We start from the raw sequence: 25,376 nt of genomic DNA, 5'->3' as shown, positions 1-25,376 counted from the left end.
CTGGAAGCATGCTGACTATGGCTACGATTCATGTAGACGGCAAAGAATATGAGGTAAACGGGTCAGACAACCTGCTACAAGCATGTCTATCACTCGGCCTCGATATTCCTTATTTTTGCTGGCACCCGGCGCTAGGCAGCGTCGGTGCTTGCCGCCAGTGCGCGGTGAAGCAATATCAGAACGCAGAAGATCTTCGCGGCCGCCTGGTGATGTCTTGTATGACACCGGCCTCGGACGGCACGTTCATCTCTATTGATGACAGCGAAGCCAAAGAGTTCCGTGAAAGCGTCGTGGAATGGTTGATGACCAACCACCCACACGACTGCCCGGTTTGTGAAGAAGGCGGCAACTGCCATTTGCAAGATATGACGGTAATGACCGGTCATAGCTTCCGTCGCTATCGTTTCACAAAACGTACTCACCGTAATCAGGATCTTGGCCCGTTCATCTCTCACGAAATGAACCGCTGTATCGCCTGTTACCGCTGCGTGCGTTACTACAAAGATTATGCTGACGGCACCGATTTAGGTGTTTATGGCGCGCACGATAACGTCTACTTCGGTCGCCCGGAAGACGGCACGCTTGAGAGCGAATTCTCCGGTAACCTGGTTGAAATCTGCCCGACCGGTGTGTTCACGGATAAAACTCATTCCGAGCGTTATAACCGTAAGTGGGACATGCAGTTTGCACCAAGCATTTGCCAGCAGTGCAGCATCGGCTGTAACACCAGCCCTGGTGAGCGCTACGGTGAATTGCGTCGTATCGAAAACCGCTACAACGGCACCGTGAACCACTACTTCCTGTGTGACCGTGGGCGCTTTGGTTATGGCTACGTCAACCTGAAGGATCGTCCACGTCAGCCGATCCAACGTCGTGGCGACGATCTGATCACCCTGAATGCAGAACAAGCGATGCAGGGCGCGGCGGATATTCTGCGCCAGTCGAAGAAAGTGATCGGTATCGGATCCCCACGTGCAAGTGTTGAAAGCAACTTTGCGCTACGTGAGCTAGTGGGTGCGGACAACTTCTACACTGGTATTGCAACCGGTGAGCAAGCACGTCTGCAACTGATGCTCAAATTGTTGCAGGAAAGCGGCATTCACACTCCGGCACTGCGTGAAATCGAAACCTACGATGCGGTTCTGGTGCTCGGCGAAGACATTACTCAGACCGGCGCACGCGTTGCGCTGGCTGTGCGTCAGGCTGTGAAAGGCAAATCACGTGAAATGGCAGCAGCGCAGAAAGTCGCTGACTGGCAGATTGCGGCGATCATGAACATCGGCCAGCACGCAAAACATCCGCTATTCGTCACCAACATTGACAGCACTCGTCTGGATGACATCGCCGCATGGACTTACCGTGCTCCGGTTGAAGATCAAGCGCGTCTGGGCTTTGCGATTGCCAATGCGCTGGATAGCAACTCCCCGGCAGTTGAACTTGATCGTGACTTGAAAAACAAAGTCGACGTGATCGTTCAGGCGCTGGCGGGTGCGAAAAAACCATTGATCGTCTCCGGTACTAACGCGGGTAGCGAAGCGGTGATTCAGGCGGCAGCAAACGTTGCTAAAGCACTGAAAGGTCGTGGTGCCGATGTTGGTATTACGATGGTTGCGCGTGCAGTCAACAGCGTTGGCCTTGGCCTGATCGGTGGCGGCTCGCTTGAAGAAGCGTTGAGTGAACTGGAAAGCGGTGCTGCCGATGCGGTAGTGGTGCTGGAAAACGATCTGCATCGCCATGCTTCTGCGGCACGCGTTGACGCAGCACTTTCTAAAGCGCCGCTGGTGATGGTTATCGACCATCAGCGCACTGCTATTATGGACAAAGCCCATCTGGTGCTTTCCACCGCAAGCTTCGCTGAAAGCGATGGCACGGTTATCAACAATGAAGGCCGCGCACAGCGTTTCTTCCAGGTCTATGACCCGGCTTACTACGACCATTCCGTTGTGATGCTGGAAAGCTGGCGCTGGTTGCATTCTCTGCACAGCACGGTTGAAAGCCGTGAAGTGGACTGGACGCAGCTTGATGATGTTATCGATGCCTGTGTGAAAGCGCTGCCACAACTGGCCGGGATTAAAGATGCGGCACCTGATGCCAGCTTCCGCATCCGTGGTCAGAAATTGTCGCGTTCTCCAATCCGCTCCAGTGGTCGTACGGCTATGCGCGCCAACATTAGCGTGCACGAACCGCGTCAGCCACAGGATAAAGACACGATGTTCGCCTTCTCTATGGAAGGGAACAACAGCCCGTCAGCAAATCGTCAGCAAATCCCATTCGCATGGGCACCAGGCTGGAACTCACCTCAGGCGTGGAACAAATTCCAGGCTGAAGTGGGTGGCAAACTGCGTCACGGCGATCCAGGTGTGCGTCTGATTGAAGCGTCCGAAACGGGCATCGATTACTTCACCGACGTGCCAGAAATCTTCCAGGCAGAAGAAGGGAAATGGCGTATCGCGCCTTACTACCATCTGTTTGGCAGCGACGAAATGTCACAGCGTTCGCCGATCTTCCAGAGCCGTATGGCCGAGCCATATATCAAACTGAACCCGGCTGACGCAGCAAAACTGGGCGTTAACGCAGGTAGCTTGATTTCGTTCAGCTATGAAGGGCAAACACTGAGTCTGCCGCTGCAACTTTCCGAAGGGCTGGCAGCAGGGCAGGTTGGTTTACCGATGGGTATGCCTGGCATTGCCCCGGTACTGGCGGGTGCTCGTCTTGAAAATCTTCAGGAGGCTGGCCAATGAGTTGGTTAACACCGGATGTTATCGACATTCTGCTGAGCATTCTCAAAGCGGTCGTTATCCTGCTGGTCGTGGTGACCTGCGGCGCGTTCATGAGTTTTGGTGAGCGTCGCTTGCTGGGCCTGTTCCAGAACCGTTACGGGCCAAACCGTGTTGGCTGGGGCGGCTCGCTCCAGTTAGTCGCGGACATGATCAAGATGTTCTTTAAAGAAGACTGGACGCCGCGTTTTGCGGACCGCGTCATCTTCACCCTGGCTCCGATGATTGCCTTTACCTCGCTGTTGCTTGCCTTCGCTATTGTGCCGGTAAGCCCAGGCTGGGTTGTTGCAGATCTGAACATTGGTATTTTGTTCTTCCTGATGCTGGCGGGCCTTGCGGTGTATGCCGTTTTGTTTGCAGGCTGGTCAAGTAACAACAAATACTCGCTGTTGGGGGCGATGCGTGCATCAGCACAAACCCTTAGCTACGAAGTGTTCATTGGTCTTTCAATGATGGGCGTTGTCGCACAGGCGGGGTCGTTCAATATGAGCGATATCGTTAATAATCAGGCTGATTTGTGGAACGTGATTCCACAGTTCTTTGGCTTTATTACTTTCGCTATCGCAGGCGTTGCGGTTTGTCACCGTCACCCATTCGACCAACCAGAAGCCGAGCAGGAACTGGCCGACGGCTATCACATCGAATATTCCGGCATGAAATTTGGCCTGTTCTTCGTGGGTGAATACATCGGTATCGTGACGGTTTCTGCACTGATTGTGACGCTGTTCTTTGGTGGCTGGCATGGCCCTTGGTTACCACCGTTCATCTGGTTTGCGCTGAAAACCGCGTTCTTCATGATGATGTTCATTTTGATCCGTGCAGCGTTGCCTCGTCCTCGTTATGACCAGGTGATGTCGTTTGGCTGGAAAGTATGCCTGCCACTGACACTGGTCAATCTGCTGGTGACCGCCGCGGTCATTCTCTATCAGGCACCATAAGGGGTGAAAAAACCATGACATTGAAAGAGTTAGCGGTTGGTTTCGGCACCCAGGTACGCAGTATCTGGATGATCGGTCTGCACGCGTTTGCCAAACGCGAAACGCAGATGTATCCGGAAGAACCCGTATATTTACCGCCACGTTACCGTGGCCGCATCGTGTTGACGCGCGATCCCGACGGTTCCGAGCGCTGCGTTGCCTGTAACCTGTGTGCGGTAGCTTGCCCTGTAGCCTGTATCTCTTTGCAAAAAGCAGAAACGAAAGATGGCCGCTGGTATCCAGAGTTCTTCCGCATCAACTTCTCACGCTGCATCTTCTGTGGCCTGTGCGAAGAAGCGTGCCCAACAACTGCTATTCAGCTCACGCCAGATTTCGAACTGGGTGAGTTTAAGCGCCAGGATTTGGTGTACGAAAAAGAGGACCTGCTGATCTCCGGTCCGGGTAAATACCCGGAATATAACTTCTACCGGATGGCAGGTATGGCAATCGACGGCAAAGATAAGGGCGAAGCGGAAAATGAAGCCAAGCCTATCAACGTCAAAGGCCTATTACCTTAAAGGAGCAAGGCAATGGAATTCGCTTTTTATATTTGCGCACTCGTCGCGGTTGGGACCACCCTCAGGGTGATCACGCATACCAACCCGGTGCATGCCTTGCTGTATTTGATCATCTCGTTGTTGGCTATTTCCGGGGTGTTCTTCTCGCTGGGGGCTTATTTTGCCGCTGCGCTGGAGATTATCGTTTACGCCGGTGCCATCATGGTGTTGTTCGTCTTTGTGGTGATGATGCTGAACCTCGGTGGTTCGGTCATTGAACAAGAGCGTCAATGGTTGAAACCGCAGTTGTGGATTGGACCAGGGATTTTGTCAGCCATCCTGCTTTCAGTACTGATTTACGCGATCCAGGGTCTGAACGACCAGGGAATTGACGGTACACCTGTAAGTGCAAAAGCGGTGGGTATTGCGCTGTTCGGACCGTATGTTCTGGCAGTGGAATTAGCCTCAATGCTGCTGCTGGCAGGTCTGGTTGTTGCCTTCCACCTCGGCCGTGAAGACCGTCCGGGTGAAGTGCTGAGCAACCGCCAGGCTGACGCAGCCGCGAAAAGAAAAACGGAGGAGCACGTATGATCCCGCTGCAACATGGACTAATCCTCGCTGCCATTTTGTTCGTATTGGGGCTGACGGGGCTTGTGATTCGTCGCAACCTGCTTTTCATGCTGATTAGCCTGGAAGTGATGATTAACGCTGCTGCCCTCGCGTTTGTGGTCGCTGGCAGTTACTGGGGCCAGGCTGATGGCCAGGTGATGTATATTCTCGCGATTAGCTTAGCTGCAGCAGAAGCCAGTATTGGCCTCGCACTGTTATTGCAGCTTCATCGTCGTCGCCAGAGCCTGAATATCGATTCAGTAAGTGAGATGCGTGGATGAACCTTCTCTGGTTAACCATTCTTTTGCCTTTTATTGGCTTTTTATTATTGGCGTTCTCTCGCGGTCGTTGGTCAGAAAACCTTTCTGCAACGGTTGGCGTTGGCTCGGTGGGGCTGGCGGCGTTAGTCACCGCGATTGCCGGAGTTGATTTCTTTAACAACGGAAGAGAAGCTTTTAGCCAGCCGCTCTGGACCTGGATGTCAGTTGGTGATTTCAACATCGGCTTTAATCTGATCCTCGATGGTTTATCGCTGACAATGCTTTCTGTGGTAACGGGTGTTGGCTTCCTGATCCACATGTACGCATCCTGGTATATGCGTGGAGAAGAGGGCTATTCCCGTTTCTTCGCTTACACCAACTTGTTTATCGCAAGCATGGTTGTTCTGGTGCTTGGCGATAACCTGCTGCTGATGTACCTCGGCTGGGAAGGCGTGGGTCTGTGCTCATACCTGCTGATTGGTTTCTACTATACCGATCCGAAGAACGGCGCTGCAGCGATGAAAGCGTTTGTCGTGACCCGCGTGGGCGATGTGTTCCTCGCTTTCGCACTGTTCATTCTTTACAACGAACTGGGCACGCTGAACTTCCGCGAAATGGTTGAACTGGCTCCGCAGCACTTTGCGGCCGGTAACCAGATGCTGATGTGGGCAACTCTGATGCTGTTAGGCGGCGCGGTAGGTAAATCTGCTCAGTTGCCATTGCAGACCTGGCTTGCAGATGCGATGGCTGGCCCAACGCCAGTTTCAGCGCTGATCCACGCAGCGACCATGGTTACCGCAGGTGTCTACCTGATTGCGCGTACTCATGGCCTGTTCCTGCTGACGCCTGAAGTGCTGCATTTAGTCGGCATAGTCGGTGCGGTGACGCTGGTGATGGCAGGCTTTGCGGCACTTGTGCAAACCGATATCAAACGTGTGCTGGCGTACTCGACCATGAGCCAGATCGGCTACATGTTCCTTGCGCTGGGCGTACAAGCGTGGGATGCGGCGATTTTCCACCTGATGACGCACGCGTTCTTTAAAGCGTTGCTGTTCCTGTCATCCGGTTCGGTGATTCTTGCCTGCCACCACGAACAAAACATCTTCAAAATGGGTGGCCTGCGTAAGTCCATTCCGCTGGTGTATATCTGCTTCCTGGTCGGCGGTGCTGCATTGTCTGCGCTGCCACTCATTACTGCGGGCTTCTTCAGTAAGGATGAGATTCTGGCCGGGGCGATGGCGAATGGTCATGTGAACCTGATGGTTGCAGGTCTGGTCGGTGCGTTTATGACCTCACTGTATACCTTCCGTATGATCTTCATCGTCTTCCACGGTAAAGAGCAGATTCACGCTCATGCGCTGAAAGGCATTACTCATAACCTGCCGCTGATTGTGCTGCTGGTGCTGTCCACTTTCGTTGGCGCAATGATTGTTCCGCCGCTTGCAGGCGTTCTGCCAGCGACGACAGAACTTGCGCACAGTAGCGTGCTTGCACTTGAGATAACTTCAGGCGTTGTCGCCATCGCCGGTATCCTGATTGCAGCATGGCTGTGGCTGGGCAAACGTACCCTGGTAACGGCGATTGCCAATAGCGCACCGGGCCGCTTCTTCGGTACCTGGTGGTTCCATGCCTGGGGCTTCGATTGGCTTTATGACAAAGTGTTCGTTAAGCCATTCCTGGGTATCGCCTGGCTTATCAAGAGCGATCCGTTGAATTCACTGATGAACATTCCGGCAGTTCTTTCACGCTTTGCAGGTCGCGGCCTGTTGGTGAGCGAGAACGGTTATCTGCGCTGGTATGTGGCATCAATGAGTATCGGTGCGGTCGTGGTTGTAGGCTTGCTGCTGGTATTGCGCTAATTCAACATTCCCTCCTCTCGCTAAGGGGAGGGAATGTGAGTGATGTTTTGGTTTATTTTGACTTAGGGACACAAATGCCATGCTATTACCCTGGCTGATACTAATCCCCTTTATTGGCGGCTTCTTCTGCTGGCAAACAGAGCGCTTCGGCGTAAAAGTGCCACGTTGGATTGCGCTGGTAACGATGGGACTGACACTGGCTCTCTCGCTGCAACTGTGGTTAGCCGGTGGCTATTCACTGACGCAATCCGCTGGTTTGCCGCAGTGGCAGTCTGAATTTATCCTCCCGTGGATCCCACGCTTTGGGATAACCATCCACCTTGCGCTGGACGGTTTATCTTTACTGATGGTGGTGCTCACCGGTCTGCTCGGCGTGCTGGCTGTACTGTGCTCATGGAATGAAATCGAAAAATATCAGGGCTTTTTCCACCTCAACCTGATGTGGATCCTCGGTGGCGTTATCGGCGTGTTCCTTGCCATCGATATGTTCCTGTTCTTCTTCTTCTGGGAAATGATGCTGGTGCCGATGTACTTCCTGATAGCACTGTGGGGCCACAAAGCCTCCGACGGGAAGACACGTATTACCGCCGCAACCAAGTTCTTCATCTATACGCAGGCAAGCGGCCTGGTGATGTTGATTGCAATTCTTGGTCTGGTGTTCGTGCACTACAATTCAACCGGTGTGTGGACGTTTAACTACGAACAACTACTGCATACCGAAATGTCCCATGGTGTTCAGTGGCTGTTGATGCTGGGCTTCTTCATTGCGTTTGCAGTGAAAATGCCAGTTGTTCCATTGCATGGCTGGTTGCCAGATGCACATTCCCAGGCACCAACGGCAGGTTCTGTTGACCTCGCAGGTATCTTGCTGAAAACCGCAGCCTACGGTCTGTTGCGTTTTGCACTGCCACTGTTCCCGGAAGCGTCCGCTGAATTTGCACCGATTGCCATGTGGCTGGGTGTTATCGGCATCTTCTACGGTGCGTGGATGGCCTTCGCACAAACTGATATCAAACGTCTGATTGCTTACACTTCCGTTTCCCACATGGGCTTTGTATTGATTGCCATTTATACCGGCAGCCAACTGGCTTATCAGGGTGCGGTGATTCAGATGATTGCTCACGGTCTTTCTGCGGCTGGTATGTTCATCATCTGTGGTCAGATTTACGAGCGTTTGCACACGCGTGATATGCGTCTGATGGGCGGCCTGTGGAACAAAATTAAATGGCTGCCAGGTCTGTCGTTATTCTTTGCAGTGGCAACGCTGGGTATGCCGGGCACCGGTAACTTCGTTGGCGAATTCATGATTCTGTTCGGCAGCTACCATGTCGTGCCAATGATTACCATTATCTCGACCTTCGGTCTGGTCTTTGCCTCAGTTTATTCTCTGGCGATGATTCATCGTGCTTACTTCGGTAAAGCTAAAAGCGAAATCAGTGATAAACAACTGGCAGGTATGTCGCTGCGTGAGTTCTTTATCATCCTGTTGCTGGTGGTGTTGTTAGTCCTGCTGGGCTTCTACCCGCAGCCAATTCTGGATACTTCGCATGCCGCGATGAGCAATATTCAGCAGTGGTTTACCAGTTCAATTCCAACTACAAGGCCGTAATTCGCCATGACTATAACTCCTCAACAATTGATCGCGCTGCTACCGCTGCTCGTCGTCGGATTGACGGTGGTGGTTGTGATGCTCTCCATAGCGTGGCGACGCGACCATTTTGTCAATGCAACACTGGCTGTTGTCGGCCTTAACGCCGCACTGGTTTCGCTCTGGTTTGTGGGCCAGGCGGGCGCGATGGATGTCACGCCGCTGATGCGCGTTGATGGCTATGCGATGCTCTACACTGGACTGGTTCTGTTGGCGAGCCTTGCGACTTGTACGTTTGCTTATCCGTGGCTTCAGGGTTATACCGACAACCGCGAAGAGTTTTACCTGCTGGTGCTGATTGCAGCCCTGGGTGGGATTCTGCTGGCAAACGCAAACCATCTGGCGGCATTGTTCCTCGGTATCGAACTGATTTCCCTGCCGCTGTTTGGCTTGATTGGTTATGCCTTCCGCCAGAAACGGTCGCTTGAAGCGAGTATCAAATACACCATCTTGTCTGCGGCAGCCTCTTCGTTCCTGCTGTTCGGTATGGCGCTGGTGTATGCAGAATCAGGCGACCTGTCGTTTGTGAGCCTCGGTAAGAGCCTGGCAGACAACATGCTGCACGAGCCTCTGCTGCTTGCGGGTCTGGGTCTGATGATTGTTGGCCTTGGCTTTAAACTGTCACTGGTTCCATTCCATTTGTGGACACCAGATGTTTACCAGGGTGCTCCGGCTCCGGTTTCCACTTTCCTGGCAACCGCCAGCAAAATCGCTATCTTTGGTGTGGTAATGCGTCTGTTCCTCTACGCGCCAGTTGGCGATAGCGAAGCAGTTCGTGTGGTACTGGGGATTATCGCCTTTATCTCCATCATCTTCGGTAACCTGATGGCATTGAGCCAGACCAACATCAAGCGTCTGCTTGGTTACTCGTCTATCTCACACCTCGGTTACTTGCTGGTGGCATTGATTGCGCTGCAAAGCGGAAACATGTCGATGGAAGCGGTAGGTGTTTATCTGGCAGGTTATCTGTTCAGCAGCCTCGGCGCGTTCGGCGTGGTTAGCCTGATGTCCAGCCCGTACCGTGGCCCGGATGCAGACTCGCTGTACTCCTACCGTGGTCTGTTCTGGCACAAGCCGATTTTGTCAGCGGTCATGACCGTGATGATGCTCTCACTTGCGGGTATCCCAATGACGCTGGGCTTCATCGGTAAGTTCTATATCATTGCCGTTGGTGTGCAGTCTCACCTGTGGTGGCTGACCGGTGCTGTGGTGCTGGGTAGTGCTATTGGTTTGTACTACTACCTGCGTGTGACGGTGAGTTTGTACCTGAACGCACCGCAACAGCCGGGCCGTGATGCACCAACCAACTGGGCATTCACCGCTGGCGGTGTAGTGGTTCTGATCTCTGCCGTGCTGGTGTTGTTGCTGGGTGTTTACCCGCAACCGCTTATCACGCTGGTGCGTCTGGCAACACCAATGATGTAATAGTCAGATTTGTCGGGTTGCTTCCCGACTAACCCGACTTACGTAAAGGCTACCCAATCGGGTAGCCTTTTTGATTTACGGCTTTGCTACACTTAGTTAAATGCCGCATCAATAATTGTATTCTGTTAATTAAACATGGAGTTGTATGGCCACGCATCTGGTCTGGTTTCGTAATGATTTACGGGTGAATGACAATCTGGCGCTGGCTGCGGCGTGCCGTGACCCTCATGCACATGTGATAGCCATCTTTATCGCAACTCCGCGTCAATGGCTGCAACATGAAATGTCGCCACGGCAGGCTGAATTCATATGGCAGCATTTGCAGTGCTTGCATACCTCTCTTGCTGAGCGTGGCATCGAACTGTCTATTCACCAGGTGGATGGCTTTGATGAGTCAGTCGAATATCTGAAAAACTTCTGTGAAGCGCGGAAAGTCGACGCCTTGTTTTACAACTATCAATATGAGCTCAATGAGCGGCGACGTGATGCGGCTGTAGAAAAGATGCTGGGCCGCGAAGTGGTTTGCCAGGGCTTTGATGATAGCGTTTTACTGCCGCCGGGAAGCATTACCACCGGTAATAACGAGATGTACAAAGTCTTTACGCCATTTAGTAAAGCGTTCATCAAGCGGCTGCATGAAGGGTTGCCGGAATGTGTATCGGCGCCGAAAGCTCGCGAAGGCATGTTGACTGAACCTGACAAACTGACGGCGTTTGATTATCCGCTCCAGCCCGTAGACGTAAACCTTTTCCCGGTTGGCGAACAGCAGGCTATTCACCAACTACGCCAGTTCTGCGGCCAGCCGGTGGTTGATTACGCAGAGCAGCGTAATCTCCCCTCAATCGACGGGACCAGTCGTCTATCGGCATATCTGGCTATTGGCGTACTTTCGCCACGCCAATGTTTGCACCGCTTGCTGAGAAATCATCCTCAGTCTCTGGATGGAGGTACAGGTTCGGTCTGGTTAAATGAGCTTATCTGGCGTGAGTTTTACCGCCATTTGCTGGTCGCATGGCCGAAACTTTGCCGCCATCAGCCGTTTATCCCATGGACAGATAACGTTGTCTGGCGGCAAGATGAAACACAGCTTATGGCCTGGCAACAAGGCCGCACAGGTTTCCCCATTGTCGATGCGGCAATGCGGCAGTTGAACACCACGGGATGGATGCATAACCGTCTACGTATGGTAGTGGCAAGTTTTTTGGTTAAAGACTTACTCATCGACTGGCGGTGCGGTGAACGCTACTTTATGTCACAACTGATAGACGGCGACCTGGCCGCAAACAATGGTGGCTGGCAATGGGCGGCCTCGACCGGCACCGATGCCGCGCCTTATTTTCGTATCTTCAACCCAACGACTCAGGGGGAGCGGTTTGATGTAAAAGGTGAGTTTATACGCCAGTGGTTGCCTGAACTCAGCTCTGTACCTGAAAAATATATTCATACCCCCTGGATTTGGGCTGATAAACAGCCCCTGACGCTGGACTATCCGCGCCCCATTGTTGACCATAAACAAGCACGTATCGCGACACTTGCCGCTTATGAGGCGGCCCGTAAACCTCAAGAGAAAGATGATGAAAAATAGCGAACTGGAACGCCTTATTAACGAAAAACTCAACAGCGCTGCTATCAGTGATTATGCGCCTAATGGCTTGCAGGTCGAAGGGCGCGAAGAAGTCCGCAAAATCGTTACCGGTGTGACCGCAAGCCAGGCGCTGATTGACGAAGCAGTGCGCCAACAGGCCGATGCGGTGATTGTTCACCATGGCTACTTCTGGAAAGGTGAGTCTCCGGTGATTCGTGGTATGAAACGCAACCGCCTGAAAGCGCTGCTCAGCAATGACATCAATTTATACGGCTGGCATTTGCCGCTTGATGCGCATCCGCAGCTCGGCAATAACGCTCAATTAGGCGCGTTGCTAGGGATTGAAACCAAAGGTGAGATTGAACCCCTGGTGCCATGGGGGGAGTTTCCAACTCCGCTTTCGGGCGTAGAGCTGGCTTCGTGGATTGAGATGCGTCTTGGTCGTACACCGCTGTGGAGCGGTGATACTGGTCCTGAACAAATTCGCCGTGTCGCCTGGTGTACTGGCGGTGGGCAAAGTTTCATTGATAGCGCGGCACGTTTTGGCGTTGATGCGTTTATTACCGGTGAAGTTTCAGAGCAGACGATTCATTCTGCACGTGAACAAGGTCTACATTTCTATGCAGCCGGGCATCACGCTACGGAACGTGGCGGTATTCAGGCATTGAGTGACTGGCTCAATAGCGAGACAGATTTGGAAGTGACCTTTATCGATATTCCGAACCCGGCATAACGTCAGACCGAGGAGCAAAAGTGCAAAGAGCGCGGTGTTATCTGTTAGGCGAAAGTGCAGTAGTTCTTGAATTGGAACCACCTTTATCACTGGAAAGCCAGCAACGAATCTGGGGGTTAACCCAGCGTCTACTGGAATCTCCCGCTGTTTCAGAAGTGATTCCGGGAATGAACAATATCACTGTGGTGCTCCGTGAACCGCAAAGCCTGGCGCTGGATGGTATTGAGCGGCTCCAGCGCTGGTGGGAGGAGAGCGAGGCAATGGTGGTTGAATCCCGCCGCATTGATATTCCGGTAATTTATGGTGGCAGTTTTGGCCCTGATTTAGACGAAGTCGCAGGGCATTGCGGCTTATCGGCACGCCAGGTTGTGGAGCTGCATTCATCCGTTGATTACATTGTCTATTTTCTCGGTTTTCAACCGGGGTTTGCCTATCTTGCAGGCCTTGCTCCCACTCTTTCCACCCCACGTCGTGCTGAGCCACGTCTGATGGTTCCTGCAGGCTCATTAGGTATTGGTGGCAGCCAGACGGGTATTTATCCGCTAGCAACGCCCGGTGGTTGGCAGCTTATCGGCCAGACGTCGTTGAGATTATTTAATCCTGCTGATGACGTGCCCACATTATTGGTGCCAGGAGATACAGTCCGCTTCGTGCCTCAAAAGGAGGGCGTATGCTGAAAATAATCCGTGCTGGAATGCATATGTCGATACAAGATGCAGGGCGTTTTGGTTATCGGCAATTGGGCGTTAGCCGCTGTGGTGCTCTTGACACCCCAGCATTAAAAATTGCGAATTTGCTGGTGGGGAATGCCCCAGATAGTGCTGCGCTGGAAATCACGCTCGGTCATTGTGTTGTTGAATTCACCAGGGATGGCTGGTTTGCGTTAACAGGCGCAGGAAGCCACGCGGAACTGGATGGCCATGCGGTCTGGACTGGCTGGCGGCTGCCAGTGAAAGCAGGGCAGCAATTAAGGCTCAAAGCGCCTGAGCGAGGTATGCGTAGCTATCTTGCTGTCGCAGGTGGGCTGGATGTTCCAGAAATACTGGGCTCTTATAGTACCGATCTCAAAGCGAAAATTGGCGGTATCGAAGGGCGTTTACTCAAAGATGGCGATGAAATTCCACTATTACCGTCAACCCGACGGTTCCGGGAGTCACGCGGCGTAAAGCAGCTCTTGTGGGGGAATCGTATTCGTGCGCTGGCGGGCCCGGAATATCAGGAGTTTACTCACACCTCGCAAGATGCATTCTGGCGTTTGCCGTGGCAGCTAAGCCCACAAAGTAACCGTATGGGTTATCGCATGCAGGGACAACGGCTTGAGCGCACTACCGATCGCGAGTTGTTGTCGCATGGTTTGCTGCCGGGAGTAGTACAGGTGCCGCATAATGGGCAGCCTATTGTGCTTATGAACGATGCGCAGACGACCGGTGGTTATCCAAGGATTGCCTGTGTGATCGAAGCTGATATGTTTAACCTTGCGCAATTGCGCTTAGGAGAGCCGGTTCATTTCGTGCAATGCACGCTGGAAGAGGCGCTGAAAGCGCGTCGTGAGCAGCAAATCTATCTTGAGCAACTGGCCTGGCGGCTGAATAACGAAGACTAATTTTCAAGGGCAAAGAGATGCCAGAAGGTCCAGAAATAAGGCGAGCGGCGGATAAACTTGAAGCTGCCGTTTTAAATAAAGCGCTAACCGAAGTCTGGTTTGCATTTCCTGAGTTGAAACCGTTTGAATCCATGCTGATTGGCGAAAAAGTCGAACGAATAGAAACTCGAGGCAAAGCGTTGCTGACGCACTTTTCCAACGGCAAAATCCTGTATAGCCATAACCAGCTTTATGGTGTCTGGCGTGTGATTGATAGCGGTGAGATCCCACAAACCACGCGTGTGTTGCGCGTAAAGTTACAAACTGCCGATAAGACTATTTTGCTCTACAGCGCTTCGGACATCGACATACTCGACCAGGAACAATTGGCGGAACATCCATTTTTAAAACGAGTGGGACCAGATGTATTGGATATGACGCTGACAGCTCCACAAGTCAAAGAACGTTTATTATCTGCGCGATTTCGTAATCGTCAATTCAGCGGATTATTGCTTGACCAGGCGTTTCTTGCAGGGGTTGGAAACTATCTGCGGGTAGAAATTCTTTGGGTTGTTGGATTGCTGGGGCACCGCAAAGCCCGGGATTTAACGTCTGATCAGCTCGATAAACTGTCTCACGCGCTGCTGGATATTCCGCGTTTGTCATACAACACGCGTGGTCATGTGGATGAAAACAGACATCATGGGGCGATTTTTAGCTTCAGGGTGTTTCATCGTGCAGGGGAGAAATGCGAGCGCTGTGGCAGCACCATTGAAAAAACCATGCTCTCATCGCGGCCTTTTTACTGGTGTCCTGGCTGTCAGCATTAAATTATCCGGAAGATACCGATTATCTCACAGGGCGGAGATCGGGTATATTGCCACCCAGATCACAAAAATCCCTTAAAAATCCCTTAAAGGAAGACGCCGTACTATGAGTTATCGTTTCACCCTGACTACCCTGGCAGCCGTTTTTGCCCTGACGGGATGCGCAAAATCAAATACCGCCGAGCAGGCACCGGCTTTCGATTTTGGCTCCTCGCGGGTGACCGTGACCCATATCCCGACGAAAACCGACGATGGCACCCAAATCTATGTGACCGTTGACGACAAAGATGCCGGTGCGCTGGGGACTGGTGAGAGTCTTGAGCTTCAGTTGCCAGAGGGCAAACATAAAGTCGGCGGCTATGCCCGTACGTTGATTGGTCGCGTAACCATATCGCCTGTCGAAGTGTCGACATCAAGCGATGTTATCAGCCATGTGACGTATTCTATTGCGAATAGCAAACCGACATTTATCGTCCGTGCGTCAACTCCGGTTCCGAAACCGAAGTCAGAAACGATTCCGGTAGAATCTGTTCCGGTTATTGAGCAGCAAATTGAAGAACCAGCTACGGCCGAGCAAACCCATGCTGCCGAACCAGTGGCGGCTCAAGCAATGCCAACAGTAACACCTGCAGCAGCTCAAGAAACGCCAGTTGTCACACCTGACACGCAAGCAACAACGCAGGAAACTCAGACGCCGAAAGTCACCGAACTGACCCCAACAACTCCGTCGCAGACAGAAACCCAAACATCGACACCGCAGGGTGTGAGTATTACGAATCTGACGGATACCCCGCAGGCATAACGCTGACAAATTCCTGGATTGCAGCTCAGGCAACGATCTCTACACTAAAAAAAAACAATAAACTTTGCTCTAAAAGACAAAACCCCGCGTTAAACGCGGGGTTCATCAACTGCGTTAAATTCTCCCGGAAGGAGAGAGTTTACGATTACTTTTTCTTCAAATCAGATTTGAAATCACGCTGGTCGTAGCCAGTATACAACTGACGTGGACGGGCAATTTTAATGCCGTCATCGTGCATTTCATTCCAGTGCGCAATCCAGCCAACAGTACGCGCCATCGCGAAGATAACGGTAAACATGGAAGATGGAATACCCATGGCTTTCAGGATAATGCCTGAGTAGAAGTCCACGTTCGGGTAGAGTTTCTTCTCAATGAAGTACGGGTCGTTAAGCGCGATATGCTCAAGTTCCATCGCCACTTCAAGCAGATTGTTATCTTTCAGATTCAGCTCTTTGAGAACTTCATGGCAGGTTTCACGCATCACTGTGGCACGCGGGTCGTAGTTTTTGTACACGCGGTGGCCAAAGCCCATCAGGCGGAAAGAGTCATTCTTATCTTTCGCACGACGAACGAATTCAGGAATGTGTTCAACACTGCTGATCTCTTCAAGCATCTTCAGTGCTGCTTCGTTAGCACCACCGTGCGCAGGCCCCCACAGGGATGCGATACCGGCTGCGATACAAGCAAATGGGTTAGCGCCACTTGAGCCAGCAGTACGAACGGTTGATGTGGACGCGTTTTGCTCGTGGTCTGCATGCAGGATCAAAATGCGGTCCATTGCACGTTCCAGAATTGGGTTAACTTCGTATTTCTCACACGGTGTGGAGAACATCATATTCAGGAAGTTACCAGCATAAGACAGGTCGTTGCGTGGATAAACGAACGGTTGTCCTATTGAATATTTGTAGCACATTGCTGCCATGGTTGGCATTTTGGACAACAGGCGGAACGCGGCAATCTCACGATGGCGCGGGTTATTCACGTCCATGGAGTCATGATAAAACGCCGCCAGCGCACCGGTCACACCACACATCACAGCCATCGGGTGGGAGTCACGACGGAAACCGTGGAACAAACGAGTGATTTGTTCGTGGATCATGGTGTGACGAGTGACGGTGGTTTTAAATTCTTCGTATTGTTCCTGAGTCGGTTTTTCGCCGTTTAGCAGGATATAGCAGACTTCAAGATAATTGGAGTGTGTTGCCAGTTGATCTATCGGGAAACCACGATGCAGCAAGATACCTTCATCACCGTCGATAAAGGTGATTTTTGATTCGCACGATGCGGTAGAGGTAAAACCCGGGTCAAAAGTAAACACGCCTTTAGAACCAAGACTACGGATATCAATTACATCCTGACCGAGAGTGCCTTTTAGCACATTCAGTTCCAGAGCATCATCACCGTTATAGGTGAGAGTTGCTTTTTTATCAGACATTTACGGTCTCCTTAGCGCCTTATTTCATAAGACTGCGGGTGCCCGACTTGCTTTCAAACCAACCGTGACGCTTACCAGTTTTTTATTTGGCTCTCAGCTCTGTTTTGATATCAGTGTAACGCAGGGTACAGAGCAATGGGCGCTTGCAGGTAACACGAGTCACGCAGGCGAAAAAACAGCAAATCAGGGTGTTAGCAGTCCATATCATTCAAATCTGTTTCCCCGTCATACTTGAAGCTGTATCTGCGCTGATTTCACTCACTCAAACCAGTCACTTACTTAAGTAAGCTCCCGGCTATTCCTGAGCTTGCCGCCTTGCTACAGCTCCTATTATTTAGGAGAAAGTACCACTAATAACGGTCCTGATTGATTGGGTCAATACCGATACACTGTTACATAACTTATTCTCAGGTGAAAGGCTGACCCTATAACTTTTGCGAATTATACGGCTTTTCTGGCATCGTTTGTAACAAGAATGTTTAACTTTTGTCAAATCAGATGATTAAAATTTAAAATAATGTTGTTATCGTGATCCTGCTCACTGTTCCGACCAAAACCCTTCAAACTATATGTAGGTTAATTGTAATGAATTTGTGAAGCGCCTATACTGCCGCCAGGTCTCCGGAATACCCTGCCACCGGGCGCCACCCAGCGTTGTAGCCAGTTTTTTGGCATCTGGATGTAGCTGTTTTTGCATGACGCACAGTTATAGAAAGTTCACGCTGTCTGACCCCGCCTGCAGATCCGGAGGAAGGAAACTATAAGAACAGCATGTGGGCGCTATTCATGATAAAAAATGCGAAAAAACAAAGACCTGTAAACCTCGATCTCACAACGATGAGGTTCCCCGTCACTGCAATCGCTTCCATCCTCCATCGTGTATCCGGCGTGATCACCTTTGTGGCTGTAGGCATCCTACTTTGGTTATTAGGCCAGTCACTCTCATCTCCAGAAGGCTTTCTTGTTGCATCAGCAATAATGAGTAGCTTCTTTGTTAAATTCATTATGTGGGGCATCCTCACAGCACTGGCTTATCACGTCGTTGTGGGTATCCGCCACATCATGATGGATACCGGTATGCTGGAAGAAACCCTGATAGCGGGCAAACGATCCGCGATGATTTCCTTTGTTATTACTGTCGTGCTTTCACTTCTCGCAGGAGTCCTCGTATGGTAAGCAATGCCTCCGCATTAGGTCGCAATGGCGTGCATGACTATATATTGGTCCGTGCCTCCGCCATCGTCATCACCCTGTACATCATTTATATGATCGGGTTCTTCGCTGTTACCGGCGATTTAACCTACGAGGTCTGGAGTGGTTTCTTCGGCTCTGCCTTCACCAAAGTGTTCACCCTGCTGACATTGTTCTCAATTTTGATCCATGCCTGGATTGGCATGTGGCAGGTGTTGACCGACTACGTTAAACCAGTGGCGATTCGTCTTGGGCTGCAACTCGTGATTGTTGTAGCACTGCTGGTTTACGTCATTTATGGATTCGTTGTGGTGTGGGGTGTGTAATGAGTTTACCAGTCAGAGAGTTTGATGCAGTCGTGATCGGTGCTGGTGGTGCAGGTATGCGCGCCGCACTGCAAATTTCGCAAGGCGGCCAGACATGTGCCTTGTTGTCTAAAGTTTTCCCAACCCGTTCCCATACCGTGTCTGCGCAAGGCGGTATCACCGTCGCACTGGGTAATACCCACGAAGACAACTGGGAATGGCATATGTATGACACGGTAAAAGGTTCCGACTATATCGGTGACCAGGACGCCATTGAATATATGTGTAAAACCGGCCCGGAAGCGATTCTGGAACTGGAGCATATGGGTCTGCCGTTCTCCCGTCTTGAAGATGGCACTATTTATCAGCGTCCGTTTGGCGGCCAGTCGAAAAACTTCGGTGGCGAACAAGCGGCACGTACAGCAGCAGCAGCTGACCGTACTGGTCATGCCTTATTGCACACCCTGTATCAACAAAACCTGAAAAACAAAACCACGATCTTCTCCGAATGGTATGCGCTTGATCTGGTTAAAAACGCTGATGGCGCGGTGGTGGGTACGACTGCGCTGTGTATCGAAACGGGCGAAGTGGTTTACTTCAAAGCGAAAGCGACCATTCTGGCAACCGGTGGTGCGGGCCGTATCTATCAGTCCACTACTAACGCGCACATTAATACCGGTGATGGTGTTGGTATGGCGCTGCGTGCCGGTGTTCCGGTACAGGATATGGAAATGTGGCAGTTCCACCCAACCGGTATCGCCGGGGCTGGGGTTCTTGTCACAGAAGGTTGTCGTGGTGAAGGCGGTTATCTGCTGAACAAACACGGCGAGCGTTTCATGGAGCGTTATGCGCCGAACGCTAAAGATCTGGCGGGCCGTGACGTTGTTGCGCGTTCCATCATGATTGAAATTCGCGAAGGTCGCGGTTGTGACGGCCCATGGGGTCCACACGCGAAACTGAAACTCGACCACCTGGGTAAAGAAGTTCTTGAGTCCCGCCTGCCGGGCATCCTCGAGCTTTCTCGTACCTTCGCCCACGTTGACCCGGTTAAAGAGCCAATTCCGGTTATCCCAACCTGCCACTATATGATGGGCGGGATCCCGACCAAAGTAACCGGCCAGGCACTGACTGTGAATGAGCAGGGCGAAGACGTTCTGATTCCTGGTCTGTTTGCCGTGGGTGAAATTGCGTGTGTATCCGTTCACGGCGCAAACCGTCTGGGCGGTAACTCTCTGCTTGACCTTGTTGTATTTGGTCGTGCGGCGGGCATGCATCTGCTGGAGTCTATCGAAGAACAAGGCGAACTGCGTGATGCGACTGAAGACGAAATCAATGTTGCGCTCGAACGTCTGAACCGCTGGAACGGCAACCGTAACGGCGAAGACCCAGTACAAATTCGTAAAGCGCTTCAGGAATGTATGCAGCACAACTTCTCGGTATTCCGTGAAGGTGACGCTATGGCCAAAGGCCTTGAGCAGCTGAAACAAATTCGCGAGCGCCTGAAAAACGCCCGTCTGGATGATACTTCAAGCGAGTTCAACACCCAGCGTGTTGAGTGTCTGGAACTTGATAACCTGATGGAAACCGCTTTTGCGACCGCCGTTTCCGCTAATTTCCGCACCGAAAGCCGTGGCGCGCATAGCCGCTTCGACTATCCGGACCGTGACGATGCGAACTGGCTGTGCCACAGCCTGTATCTGCCAGAGTCGGAAAGCATGACGCGCCGTGAGGTGAACATGCAGCCGAAACTGCGTCCGGCATTCCCACCGAAAGTGCGTACTTATTAATAGCGGAGCAAAGTGATGAAACTCGAATTCTCTATTTATCGCTACAACCCGGATGTTGACGATGCTCCGCGTATGCAGGAGTACACCCTGGAAGGGGAAGAAGGGCGCGACATGATGTTGCTTGACGCGCTGATGCAACTGAAAGAAAAAGATCCAACACTGTCGTTCCGTCGTTCATGCCGTGAAGGGGTTTGTGGCTCCGATGGTGTCAACATGAATGGCAAGAATGGCCTGGCTTGTATCACGCCAATCTCAGCATTGGGTAACGGAAAGCAGAAGATTGTCATCCGTCCACTGCCTGGATTACCGGTTGTGCGCGATCTGGTTGTGGACATGGGGCAATTCTATGCTCAATATGAGAAGATTAAGCCTTACTTGTTGAATAATGGGCAAAATCCACCTGCTCGTGAGCATTTACAATCACCTGAGCAACGTGAAAAACTGGATGGTCTGTACGAGTGTATTCTTTGCGCCTGTTGCTCGACTTCCTGCCCGTCGTTCTGGTGGAACCCGGATAAGTTCATCGGCCCGGCAGGCTTACTGGCTGCGTATCGCTTCTTAATTGATAGCCGTGATACAGAAACCGCCAGTCGTCTTGACGGTATGAGTGATGCTTTCAGCGTATTCCGCTGCCATAGCATTATGAATTGCGTCAGTGTTTGTCCTAAGGGATTGAACCCGACGAAAGCCATCGGTCACATTAAGTCGATGTTGCTACAAAAGAGTGCTTAGTACGTAAACAAATGGCGGATGACGTAGGTTTATCCGCCCTACGATGCAAAAATGTAGGGTGGATAAACGAAGTGCCATCCACCGCCTGGCTCCCGGATGGGAGCTATGCAGGAAACCTTTAAAAACTGCCCAGTTGCGACAGTTTTTAAAGGTTCCTTCGCGAGCTACCTGATAAGTGAATAGCTCGTTGTTGTGAACCCCGGTAATGCGTACAAATTTTGTACGTAATAGTTATTCACGGCGAAATAAGCATAAAAATGCTTAAGGGATCACGATGCAGAACGGCGAAATGAAAGCCTGGCTGGATTCCTCTTACCTGGCAGGTGCAAACCAGTCCTGGATAGAGCAGCTCTATGAAGACTTCTTAACCGATCCTGACTCTGTTGATGCGCACTGGCGCTCAATGTTCCAGCAATTACCTGGAACCGGGGCCAGACCGGATCAATTCCATTCCAAAACACGTGATTATTTCCGTCGTCTGGCGAAGGATGCCTCACGTTATTCCACCGCAATTACCGACCCTGACACCGACGTTAAGCAAGTCAAAGTGTTGCAGCTCATCAATGCATGGCGTTTCCGTGGCCATCAGGCAGCAAACCTTGATCCGCTTGGCTTGTGGAAACAGGACGCGGTTCCCGATCTTGACCCAGCATTCCACAATCTGACTGAGGCCGATCTTCAGGAAACCTTCAATGTAGGTTCATTTGCCAGCGGCAAAGAGACCATGAAGCTTGCTGACTTGATTGATGCGCTCAAGCAGACGTATGGCGGTTCGATCGGTGCGGAATATATGCACATCACCAACACTGAAGAGAAACGCTGGATCCAGCAGCGCATTGAATCAGTGGTTGGGCATTCAACGTTTACCGTTGAAGAAAAGAAACGCTTCCTGCAAGAACTGACCGCAGCAGAAGGCCTTGAGCGTTACCTGGGTGCAAAATTCCCCGGCGCAAAACGCTTCTCGCTGGAAGGTGGTGATGCGCTGGTGCCAATGCTCAAAGAGATGATCCGCCATGCGGGCAAGAGCGGCACTCGTGAAGTGGTTCTGGGTATGGCGCACCGTGGCCGCCTGAACGTACTGATCAACGTACTCGGCAAGAAACCGCAGGAACTGTTCGACGAGTTCGCCGGTAAGCATAAAGAACATCTCGGCACAGGTGATGTGAAGTACCACATGGGCTTCTCATCTGATGTTGAAACCGAAGGCGGCCTGGTTCACCTGGCGCTGGCGTTTAACCCGTCGCACCTGGAAATCGTAAGCCCGGTGGTTATTGGTTCTGTGCGCGCACGTCTGGATCGTTTAGATAAACCAGGCAGCAACCAGGTTCTGCCAATCACCATTCACGGTGACGCAGCGGTTGCGGGGCAAGGTGTTGTTCAGGAAACCCTGAACATGTCCAAAGCGCGTGGTTACGAAGTGGGCGGTACCGTTCGCATCGTTATCAACAACCAGATTGGTTTCACTACGTCCAACCCACTGGATGCTCGTTCCACGCCTTACTGTACCGATATCGGTAAGATGGTGATGGCACCGATTTTCCACGTGAATGCGGATGACCCGGAAGCGGTGGCGTTTGTCACTCGTCTGGCGCTGGATTTCCGTAACACCTTTAAGCGCGACGTGTTTATCGACCTGGTTTGCTACCGTCGCCATGGTCATAACGAAGCTGATGAGCCAAGTGCAACTCAGCCAGTGATGTACCAGAAAATTAAGAAACACCCGACGCCGCGTAAGATCTACGCAGACCGTCTGGAGCAGCAAAAACTGGCAACGCTTGAAGATGCCACCGAAATGGTGAATCTCTACCGCGATGCGCTGGATGCTGGCGAGTGTGTGGTGGAAGAATACCGCCCAATGAACATGCACTCCTTTACCTGGTCGCCATACCTCAACCACGAGTGGGATGAGAGCTATCCGAACAAGGTAGAGATGAAGCGTTTGCAGGAGCTGGCTAAGCGTATTAGCAGTACCCCTGAAACTGTTGAGATGCAGTCACGCGTAGCGAAAATCTACAGTGACCGTATGGAAATGGCGAACGGCGCGAAGAAATTTGACTGGGGCGCGGCTGAAAACCTGGCGTACGCAACACTGGTTGATGAAGGCGTTTCTGTGCGTTTGTCGGGTGAAGACGTAGGACGTGGGACATTCTTCCACCGTCATGCTGTGATTCACAACCAGACTAACGGTTCAACTTACACGCCGCTGCAACACGTTCACAACAGCCAGGGCGAGTTCAAAGTCTGGGACTCCGTACTGTCTGAAGAAGCCGTTCTGGCATTCGAATACGGTTATGCCACTGCGGAACCTCGCACGCTGACTATCTGGGAAGCTCAGTTCGGCGACTTCGCCAACGGCGCTCAGGTTGTGATTGACCAGTTCATCAGCTCCGGCGAGCAGAAGTGGGGACGTATGTGTGGCCTGGTGATGTTGCTGCCACACGGTTACGAAGGTCAGGGCCCGGAGCACTCCTCTGCGCGTCTGGAACGTTATCTCCAGTTGTGTGCTGAGCAGAACATGCAGGTTTGTGTGCCTTCGACTCCAGCACAGGTTTACCACATGCTGCGTCGTCAGGCGCTGCGCGGTATGCGCCGTCCGCTGGTGGTGATGTCACCGAAATCTTTACTGCGTCATCCACTGGCGGTTTCCACCATGGATGAACTGGCTAACGGCACCTTCCTGCCTGCGATTGGCGAAGTTGACGAGCTGGATCCTGCTGGCGTGAAACGCGTGGTAATGTGTTCTGGTAAGGTTTATTACGATTTGCTGGAACAGCGTCGTAAGAACGGCCAGAAAGATGTGGCGATTGTGCGCATCGAACAGTTGTATCCATTCCCGCATCAGGCGATGCAGGAAGTGTTGAAACCATTTGCTCACGTACATGATTTTGTCTGGTGCCAGGAAGAGCCGCTTAACCAGGGCGCCTGGTACTGCAGCCAGCACCATTTCCGTGAAGTAGTTCCATTTGGATCAGGTCTGCGTTACGCAGGTCGTCCAGCCTCCGCATCACCTGCGGTAGGGTACTTGTCCGTTCACCAGAAGCAGCAGCAAGATCTGGTTAATGACGCGCTGAACGTCGATTAATTAAAGGATAAAAAATGAGTAGCGTAGATATTCTAGTTCCTGACCTGCCTGAGTCCGTTGCCGATGCAACCGTTGCAACCTGGCATAAAAAACCGGGTGACACCGTTACCCGTGACGAAGTGCTGGTGGAAATCGAAACTGACAAAGTGGTACTGGAAGTACCGGCGTCGGCAGATGGTGTTCTGGATGCTGTACTGGAAGATGAAGGTACAACCGTAACTTCTCGTCAAATTTTGGGCCGCCTGCGTGAAGGTAATAGTTCCGGTAAAGAGACTTCTGCGAAAACAGAAAGCAAAGAGTCTACCCCGGCACAGCGCCAGCAGGCTTCTTTGGAAGAGCAGAGCAATGACGCACTCAGCCCGGCTATTCGCCGCCTGATTGCAGAGCATTCTCTGGATGCTAATGCCATTAAAGGCAGCGGCGTCGGTGGCCGTATTACCCGTGAAGATGTTGATAAGCATCTGACCCAGGCGAAAGCGGCTCAACCGGCGGCAGCGAAAACAGCTGTTGAAACTAAAGCTCCGGTTGCCCCAATTGCTGGCCGTAGCGAAAAACGCGTTCCAATGACTCGCCTGCGCAAACGCGTTGCTGAGCGTCTGTTGGAAGCGAAAAACTCCACCGCCATGCTTACCACTTTTAACGAAGTGAACATGAAGCCAATCATGGATCTGCGTAAGCAATACGGTGACTCTTTCGAAAAACGCCACGGTGTGCGTCTGGGCTTCATGTCCTTCTACATCAAAGCGGTGGTTGAGGCGCTGAAACGCTATCCAGAAGTGAACGCTTCTATCGATGGCGAAGACGTGGTTTACCACAACTACTTCGACGTTAGCATCGCGGTTTCAACGCCACGTGGCCTGGTGACTCCGGTACTGCGTGATGTTGATACCCTGGGTATGGCTGACATCGAAAAACGCATCAAAGAACTGGCAGTGAAAGGCCGTGACGGCAAACTGACTGTTGAAGATTTGACTGGCGGTAACTTCACCATCACCAACGGTGGTGTGTTTGGTTCCCTGATGTCAACGCCGATCATCAACCCGCCGCAGAGCGCGATCCTCGGTATGCACGCTATCAAAGATCGTCCAATGGCGGTTGACGGTAAAGTTGAGATCTTACCAATGATGTATCTGGCACTGTCTTACGATCACCGTTTGATCGATGGTCGTGAGTCAGTGGGTTATCTGGTAGCAATCAAAGAATTGCTCGAAGACCCGACTCGTCTGCTGCTGGACGTTTAGTAATTTTTAATATCACCTGCCC

The 25,376-nt window shown here is 51.9% G+C and carries 22 protein-coding genes; 20 read left to right on the top strand and 2 right to left on the bottom strand.

Going from position 1 to position 25,376, the window contains the following annotated elements; genetic code table 11:
- Nucleotides 1–17 precede the first annotated feature (17 nt).
- The 14 genes from nuoG (at nucleotide 18) to M979_RS23610 (ending at nucleotide 15,581) form a co-directional block, all read left to right on the top strand.
- The gene (gene nuoG, locus M979_RS11040) at nucleotides 18–2,741 is read left to right on the top strand and encodes an NADH-quinone oxidoreductase subunit NuoG (RefSeq protein ID WP_064554964.1); all 2,724 of its coding nucleotides are present in this window, start codon (nucleotides 18–20) and stop codon (nucleotides 2,739–2,741) included.
- Nucleotides 2,738–3,715: an NADH-quinone oxidoreductase subunit NuoH gene (gene nuoH / locus M979_RS11035; RefSeq protein ID WP_034458797.1), complete on the top strand. Its 978-nt coding sequence runs from the start codon at nucleotides 2,738–2,740 to the stop codon at nucleotides 3,713–3,715. The genes nuoG and nuoH overlap by 4 nt, the downstream gene beginning before the upstream one ends.
- Nucleotides 3,716–3,729: 14 nt before the next feature.
- Nucleotides 3,730–4,272: an NADH-quinone oxidoreductase subunit NuoI gene (gene nuoI, locus M979_RS11030; protein ID WP_064554958.1), complete on the top strand. Its 543-nt coding sequence runs from the start codon at nucleotides 3,730–3,732 to the stop codon at nucleotides 4,270–4,272.
- Nucleotides 4,273–4,284: 12 nt separating this feature from the next.
- Entirely contained in the window at nucleotides 4,285–4,842 is a 558-nt protein-coding gene (nuoJ, locus tag M979_RS11025) for an NADH-quinone oxidoreductase subunit J (RefSeq protein WP_064554957.1), read from the top strand.
- Nucleotides 4,839–5,141: an NADH-quinone oxidoreductase subunit NuoK gene (gene nuoK / locus M979_RS11020; protein WP_034458791.1), complete on the top strand. Its 303-nt coding sequence runs from the start codon at nucleotides 4,839–4,841 to the stop codon at nucleotides 5,139–5,141. Before nuoJ ends, nuoK begins: the two co-directional genes overlap by 4 nt.
- The gene (gene nuoL / locus M979_RS11015; RefSeq protein WP_064554956.1) at nucleotides 5,138–6,979 is read left to right on the top strand and encodes an NADH-quinone oxidoreductase subunit L; all 1,842 of its coding nucleotides are present in this window, start codon (nucleotides 5,138–5,140) and stop codon (nucleotides 6,977–6,979) included. Before nuoK ends, nuoL begins: the two co-directional genes overlap by 4 nt.
- A 79-nt stretch (nucleotides 6,980–7,058) precedes the next feature.
- Complete coding sequence (gene nuoM / locus M979_RS11010; RefSeq protein WP_034458788.1) at nucleotides 7,059–8,588, top strand: NADH-quinone oxidoreductase subunit M; 1,530 nt, start codon at nucleotides 7,059–7,061, stop codon at nucleotides 8,586–8,588.
- A 6-nt stretch (nucleotides 8,589–8,594) separates the two neighbouring features.
- Complete coding sequence (nuoN, locus tag M979_RS11005) at nucleotides 8,595–10,052, top strand: NADH-quinone oxidoreductase subunit NuoN (RefSeq protein WP_034458787.1); 1,458 nt, start codon at nucleotides 8,595–8,597, stop codon at nucleotides 10,050–10,052.
- 145 nt (nucleotides 10,053–10,197) lie between these two features.
- Nucleotides 10,198–11,637 (top strand): deoxyribodipyrimidine photo-lyase, encoded by a 1,440-nt coding sequence (gene phrB, locus M979_RS11000; RefSeq protein ID WP_064554955.1) that lies wholly within the window; start codon nucleotides 10,198–10,200, stop codon nucleotides 11,635–11,637.
- Nucleotides 11,627–12,370 (top strand): type 2 GTP cyclohydrolase I, encoded by a 744-nt coding sequence (locus M979_RS10995; protein ID WP_064554954.1) that lies wholly within the window; start codon nucleotides 11,627–11,629, stop codon nucleotides 12,368–12,370. Before phrB ends, M979_RS10995 begins: the two co-directional genes overlap by 11 nt.
- Before the next feature lie 20 nt (nucleotides 12,371–12,390).
- The gene (gene pxpB, locus M979_RS10990; RefSeq protein ID WP_034458784.1) at nucleotides 12,391–13,047 is read left to right on the top strand and encodes a 5-oxoprolinase subunit PxpB; all 657 of its coding nucleotides are present in this window, start codon (nucleotides 12,391–12,393) and stop codon (nucleotides 13,045–13,047) included.
- Entirely contained in the window at nucleotides 13,041–13,973 is a 933-nt protein-coding gene (pxpC, locus tag M979_RS10985; RefSeq protein ID WP_034458783.1) for a 5-oxoprolinase subunit PxpC, read from the top strand. The genes pxpB and pxpC overlap by 7 nt, the downstream gene beginning before the upstream one ends.
- A gap of 17 nt (nucleotides 13,974–13,990) precedes the next feature.
- The gene (gene nei / locus M979_RS10980; RefSeq protein WP_064554953.1) at nucleotides 13,991–14,782 is read left to right on the top strand and encodes an endonuclease VIII; all 792 of its coding nucleotides are present in this window, start codon (nucleotides 13,991–13,993) and stop codon (nucleotides 14,780–14,782) included.
- 103 nt (nucleotides 14,783–14,885) lie between these two features.
- Nucleotides 14,886–15,581 (top strand): hypothetical protein, encoded by a 696-nt coding sequence (locus tag M979_RS23610; RefSeq protein ID WP_064554952.1) that lies wholly within the window; start codon nucleotides 14,886–14,888, stop codon nucleotides 15,579–15,581.
- A 145-nt stretch (nucleotides 15,582–15,726) separates the two neighbouring features.
- Here M979_RS23610 and M979_RS10970 read toward each other — a convergent pair whose 3' ends face one another.
- Nucleotides 15,727–17,016, bottom strand: coding sequence for a citrate synthase (locus tag M979_RS10970; protein WP_064554951.1), 1,290 nt, complete (start codon nucleotides 17,014–17,016; stop codon nucleotides 15,727–15,729).
- Nucleotides 17,017–17,350: 334 nt separating this feature from the next.
- A complete protein-coding gene (locus M979_RS24040; RefSeq protein WP_422110230.1) occupies nucleotides 17,351–17,509 on the bottom strand; it encodes a hypothetical protein in 159 nt (52 codons plus the stop codon).
- 278 nt (nucleotides 17,510–17,787) lie between these two features.
- On the opposite strand from M979_RS24040, the gene sdhC reads away from it, so the two are divergent.
- The 6 genes from sdhC to odhB all read left to right on the top strand — a co-directional run bounded on the left by sdhC (nucleotide 17,788) and on the right by odhB (nucleotide 25,354).
- The gene (gene sdhC / locus M979_RS10965) at nucleotides 17,788–18,192 is read left to right on the top strand and encodes a succinate dehydrogenase cytochrome b556 subunit (RefSeq protein ID WP_034458776.1); all 405 of its coding nucleotides are present in this window, start codon (nucleotides 17,788–17,790) and stop codon (nucleotides 18,190–18,192) included.
- On the top strand, nucleotides 18,186–18,533 hold the full coding sequence (sdhD, locus tag M979_RS10960) for a succinate dehydrogenase membrane anchor subunit (RefSeq protein ID WP_034458774.1): 348 nt from the start codon (nucleotides 18,186–18,188) through the stop codon (nucleotides 18,531–18,533). The genes sdhC and sdhD overlap by 7 nt, the downstream gene beginning before the upstream one ends.
- Nucleotides 18,533–20,299: a succinate dehydrogenase flavoprotein subunit gene (sdhA, locus tag M979_RS10955; RefSeq protein ID WP_034458771.1), complete on the top strand. Its 1,767-nt coding sequence runs from the start codon at nucleotides 18,533–18,535 to the stop codon at nucleotides 20,297–20,299. Before sdhD ends, sdhA begins: the two co-directional genes overlap by 1 nt.
- Nucleotides 20,300–20,314: 15 nt before the next feature.
- A complete protein-coding gene (locus tag M979_RS10950) occupies nucleotides 20,315–21,031 on the top strand; it encodes a succinate dehydrogenase iron-sulfur subunit (protein ID WP_034458770.1) in 717 nt (238 codons plus the stop codon).
- Nucleotides 21,032–21,305: 274 nt separating this feature from the next.
- Entirely contained in the window at nucleotides 21,306–24,113 is a 2,808-nt protein-coding gene (sucA, locus tag M979_RS10945; protein ID WP_034458768.1) for a 2-oxoglutarate dehydrogenase E1 component, read from the top strand.
- Between the two features lie 14 nt (nucleotides 24,114–24,127).
- Nucleotides 24,128–25,354: a 2-oxoglutarate dehydrogenase complex dihydrolipoyllysine-residue succinyltransferase gene (gene odhB / locus M979_RS10940; RefSeq protein ID WP_034458766.1), complete on the top strand. Its 1,227-nt coding sequence runs from the start codon at nucleotides 24,128–24,130 to the stop codon at nucleotides 25,352–25,354.
- Nucleotides 25,355–25,376 lie beyond the last annotated feature (22 nt).

It is taken from the genome of Buttiauxella noackiae ATCC 51607 (assembly GCF_001654865.1).
Lineage (GTDB): Bacteria > Pseudomonadota > Gammaproteobacteria > Enterobacterales > Enterobacteriaceae > Buttiauxella > Buttiauxella noackiae.
The sequence above is the reverse complement of the archived record's forward strand: the minus strand, read 5'-3'. Positions and strand labels throughout refer to the sequence as shown.